This is a genomic window from Methylomagnum sp. (assembly GCF_054333355.1).
Map to the genome: position 1 here is coordinate 1 of NZ_JBTEKS010000371.1, position 4,311 is coordinate 4,311.

4 protein-coding genes are annotated in these 4,311 nt (G+C 56.5%); 1 reads left to right on the forward strand and 3 read right to left on the reverse strand.

The features are described from left to right. Nucleotides 1-2,148, forward strand: a 2,148-nt coding sequence (locus ACXWUF_RS19465) for a diguanylate cyclase domain-containing protein (RefSeq protein ID WP_458496243.1), incomplete at its 5' end; no start/stop codon positions are given. A 12-nt stretch (nt 2,149-2,160) separates the two neighbouring features. Here ACXWUF_RS19465 and ACXWUF_RS19470 read toward each other — a convergent pair. From ACXWUF_RS19470 to ACXWUF_RS19480, 3 genes are all read right to left on the reverse strand, one after another. After that, nucleotides 2,161-2,415: a YkgJ family cysteine cluster protein gene (locus tag ACXWUF_RS19470; RefSeq protein ID WP_458496244.1), complete on the reverse strand. Its 255-nt coding sequence runs from the start codon at nt 2,413-2,415 to the stop codon at nt 2,161-2,163. A 2-nt stretch (nt 2,416-2,417) separates the two neighbouring features. Next, nucleotides 2,418-3,089, reverse strand: a complete 672-nt coding sequence (locus tag ACXWUF_RS19475; protein ID WP_458496245.1) for a retron system putative HNH endonuclease — start codon at nt 3,087-3,089, stop codon at nt 2,418-2,420. After that, the coding region (locus tag ACXWUF_RS19480; RefSeq protein ID WP_458496246.1) for an AAA family ATPase at nt 3,086-4,311 on the reverse strand (1,226 nt) is incomplete at its 5' end. The genes ACXWUF_RS19480 and ACXWUF_RS19475, both read right to left, overlap by 4 nt.

Sequence of the window (4,311 nt, forward strand, 5' to 3'; positions counted from 1 at the left end):
CCGATACCCATCTCGCTCATCGCCAGGAAAATACGAGAGAACAAGGATGAAAAACGCACCACGAGAGGCAAAGGATACCTCCGCGAACCCGTGGCCCCACGGCCACCCACCGCGCCGCCCCATGTCATCGGTTTGGTTGGGACGACTCAGCGGGGCGCCACTATGAATATGAACGCCGCCCCCGCGACCCAATTGCTGCTGGTGGACGACGACCGCATCGACCGTCTGGCCTGCCGCCGCGCCTTGGAGCAGTCCGGTTACGACTTCGCCGTCGTCGAGGCGGAGACCGCCGAGGACGGGCTGCGGCTGGTCCGCCAGCAACGCTTCGACTGCATCGTGCTGGACCACTACCTGCCCGACTTCAACGGCCTGGAATTCCTGACCGATCTGGGCGAAGCGGGCGACGAGCTGCCGGTGCCGGTGGTCATGCTGACTTGCGCCAACGATGCTTCGGTGGCGGTGCGGGCGCTCAAGCTCGGCGCCTCCGACTATGTGGTCAAGGACCTGGCGCGGAATTCTCTGGAATGGGTGCCAGCCATCATTTTGAAGACCCTGCGGGACCGGCGGGCGAAACAGGCACAACGGGAAGCCGAAGAGCAGCGCCGTAAAGCCGAAGCGAAGTTCCGCGCCCTGGTGGAACAAATTCCCGCCGTCACCTACATCGCCTCGCTGGAAAGCCCCGGCAAGCTGCTCTACGTCAGCCCCCAGGCCGCCAGCCTCGGTCATCCGCCGGAAGCTTGGCTGGACAACCCGGAGGGCTTGCTGCGCTGGATACACCCGGACGACCGGCAAGCAGTCATCGAACATTTCGCGGAGACTTACGAACTCCACGCGCCCCTGCGTTGCGAGTACCGGCTGGTGGGCGCCGACGGGCAGGCTCACTGGTTTCTGGACGAGGCCAACGTGGTGCGCGGCGAGGATGGCCGGTCACTGTTTCTGCAAGGCGTGCTGGTGGACATCAGCCGCGACAAGGCCCAGCAGGAAGAACTGCGCTATTACCGGCGGCGGCTGGAAAAATTGGTGACGAAACGCACCCGGCAACTGGAGCAGCAGAGCAAATTGCTACAGCTCGCCAATGCCCAGATGGAAGCGGAGCTGGCCGAGCGGAAACAAGCGGAAGCGGCCTTGCGGGCCAGCGAGTGGCGGTTCCGTTCGCTGTTGGAGTCCGCAGGCGAAGGCATCTTCGGGCTGGACCGGGAGGGCCGCTGCGCCTTCGCCAACCATGCCGCCGCCGCGTTGTTCGGCTACCTGCCCGAGAGCTTGGAAGGCCGCGACATGTTGACGATCCTGCGGACTCACCGGATGGACGGCGAATCTGCCAGCAGTGAAAACCCGCTCTACCGCACCTTGTTCCAGGGAATGCCCAGCCGTTATACCGAGACCATGCGGCGTTTCGACGGCAGCTCGTTCGCGGCGGAGTTCTCGGCCCAGCCCATCCTCTCGGACGTGGGCGGCATGGGGGCGGTGGTGGTGGTGCGCGATGTCAGCGAGGCCCACGCCCTGACCCAGAAACTGTCCTACGAGGCCAGCCATGACGCCCTGACCGGGCTGTTGAATCGGGTGGAGTTCGAGCGGCGGGTGTCGAAGGTCCTGACCGAGGCGCGGGAGAACCGCTCCGAACACGCGCTCTGCTTTCTGGACTTGGACCGCTTCAAGGCGGTGAACGACACTTGCGGCCACGCCGCTGGGGATCAGTTGCTACAAATGCTGGGGCGCTTGATGGAGGGCCGCTTGCGGCAAAGCGACACCCTGGCCCGGCTAGGCGGCGACGAGTTCGGCCTGCTGTTGGAGCACTGCCCCATCGAGCAAGCCTGGGTCATCGCCAACGAATTGCGGGAAGCCATCCACGCCTTCCGGTTCCCGTGGGGCGACCAGGAATTCTCCGTGGGCGTGAGCGTCGGCCTCGTCACCTTGAACGCGGCCAGCGACGATGTGGCCTCGGCCTTGAGGTCCGCCGACACCGCCTGCTATGTGGCTAAGAAGCGCGGACGCGACCGGGTGCATGTCACGGAACATCCGGCGGCTCCGATTTTCATCATCGACCCCGCCGCCACAACGCCTGTGGCCGGGAAGAAGCCGGAACGGCCCGGCGTCGAACCGCCGTCCCGGCCAGTGGCGCGAACCGGCACCCTGTTGGCGAATGCGTGAACGGCAAATGCGCTACGGGCGCGTGGCTTCTTCCAGCCAACGCAAAAAGGCCAGGGCTTGCTCGCGATTATCGCCGCACATTTCCGGCGAGGGCCTGAGTCCCGCGCAGCAGCGAGGGCGCTCCGGTTGGCCGAAAATCGCGCAACGGTAATCTTCGGTCAGTTGCACGCAGCGGATGCCCGCCGGTTTGCCGTTAGGCATTCCGGGAATGGGGGTGGAAATGGATAGCTCGATGCAGCAGGCACCGCAGGCGGGGCGACAATTCATGGCTATCGACCGGAAGTCGGTGGATTGGGTTTTTCGAGGCTTTTTAATCGTTTTCGCAAATAATATATGGCGACTGCTGAATACTCTCTTATGGGGACTTGAGAAATCGGCATGTCCCACTGATCGAGAATTTTTCTTACCTCGACAGATGTGCGGCTTCCCGGTTTTTGACTGAGCATATTATGAACCGCATCCCAAACGGCTTGTCTGTTTTTAACCAATCTGGATTGGTTTAGGTTAAGCACTTCGTTAAGTTGCCTATCAAATTCAGAATCGTCGGATTGAACTTTGCCATTGCCTAAATGCTGTATATGGTTTTCGATACGATGACTAACATTGGCCGGATTGTATTTCAGTTCTTTATTGCCTTTTCGAGTATCGCAAGTTTGCTGAGTATAGGGTTCGCCTTCATGCCCCAGACAGGCTCCCAGCATGTTTTGGTAATCCAGTTGTTCGTCGGGATAATTATCTTGGCAATGCCAATGTTCGACCTTCATTTGTTGGTCACTGATTCGCCTCATGCAGTATGCACAAAGATAGCCCTGCTCTCGAAGTAGTTGCTCCCGGATGGCTTGCTTGACGGCAGTGAATAGCGGGCCATCATATACGGCATCTGGCTTACAACGATATTCCTCTAAAGCTTTTGGCTCCTGCCGTTTGCTGATTGCCCTCACGAGTCTGAACCTTCATCCAACATGAATATCATGGATTCCGCCCGGATTAATTCGGGAATATCGCCATGCAATTCATGTTTCATTTTTCCGACTAATCCTTTGGCTGCCTGAAAGTCATCCCGGTCGATAAGTTCAAACAGTTTGTCGAGTTGCTCTTGAACGCCGCGATTACGGGTTAAGGTTTCGCCATCGGGCCGCATTAATTCATCGAGAATTTCATTGCTGCTTAAGCCTTTGGCTTGGGTGGGAATCGAGTAAGTCAGGCCATCTTCATCTTGGGTCAACAGGCGGATTTGGCGGGGTTCAGCTTCGCCCAATACTTGGGGGGAATGGGTGGAAACGACGAATTGGCAGTTTGGGAATGTGCGGGTTAGGTTTGCTAAGATAGTGCGTTGCCAAGCGGGGTGGATATGTAGGTCGATTTCGTCGATTAGGACGATGCCCTCGCCTTCCAAAGGATTTTCTCTATTAGGGTTGGCGATGGCAAGCCGACGCGCTAAATCACCGATTAGTGCAATTAGGCATTTTTCCCCATCTGACAATTGGTCAAAACGGATTTCGACGCCATATTTCTCCACCCACATTTCAGATGGTAATAATCTGATAGACAAGCTTTTAAATTCTGGTAAAAAGCTTTGTATGGCGTTACGAACAGATAAAAGGTGGCTGTCTTGAGTGTAGTTTGAAACGATGCTTTTTATATCAGCACCTTCGCTCAACACCTCTTTTTCTATTTGGCCATATTCCGCTCTTGGCAAATATTTCTTGTTTTTTGTCGCTCTTCCCATAAGGTAAAGCATTAAATCACGCCTAGTTCCATCCTCAAGATTATCACGACTTCGGAACCATTCAAAAAACCGCTCAAAATCCACCGATCCAACCAACGAGTTATCCCATGCGGATAACAGGTTAAATTCATCGAGCCGACGACGCCGCAGAGAAACATTTATAACATTACGATTAACAGGATAGTATATAAATATTGGAAGATTGCATTTTTCTTGTGAACCAGAAATTCTCTCTTGGATCGTTTTTGCGTAGTTAGAAAGCACGCTCAATTCCGTAGAGCAAGCTGGCTCCGCATGACCCTCTTTAGTTTTCACCAATTGCCAATACAAGTTTTCCGGCGAATCAGCCTCAGCCCGAATCCGCGCAAACCCCGCCGAATTATGAATGGATAACTCCGAAATCTGCTGCCCCGACCCACCCGCCCGCCGCACCC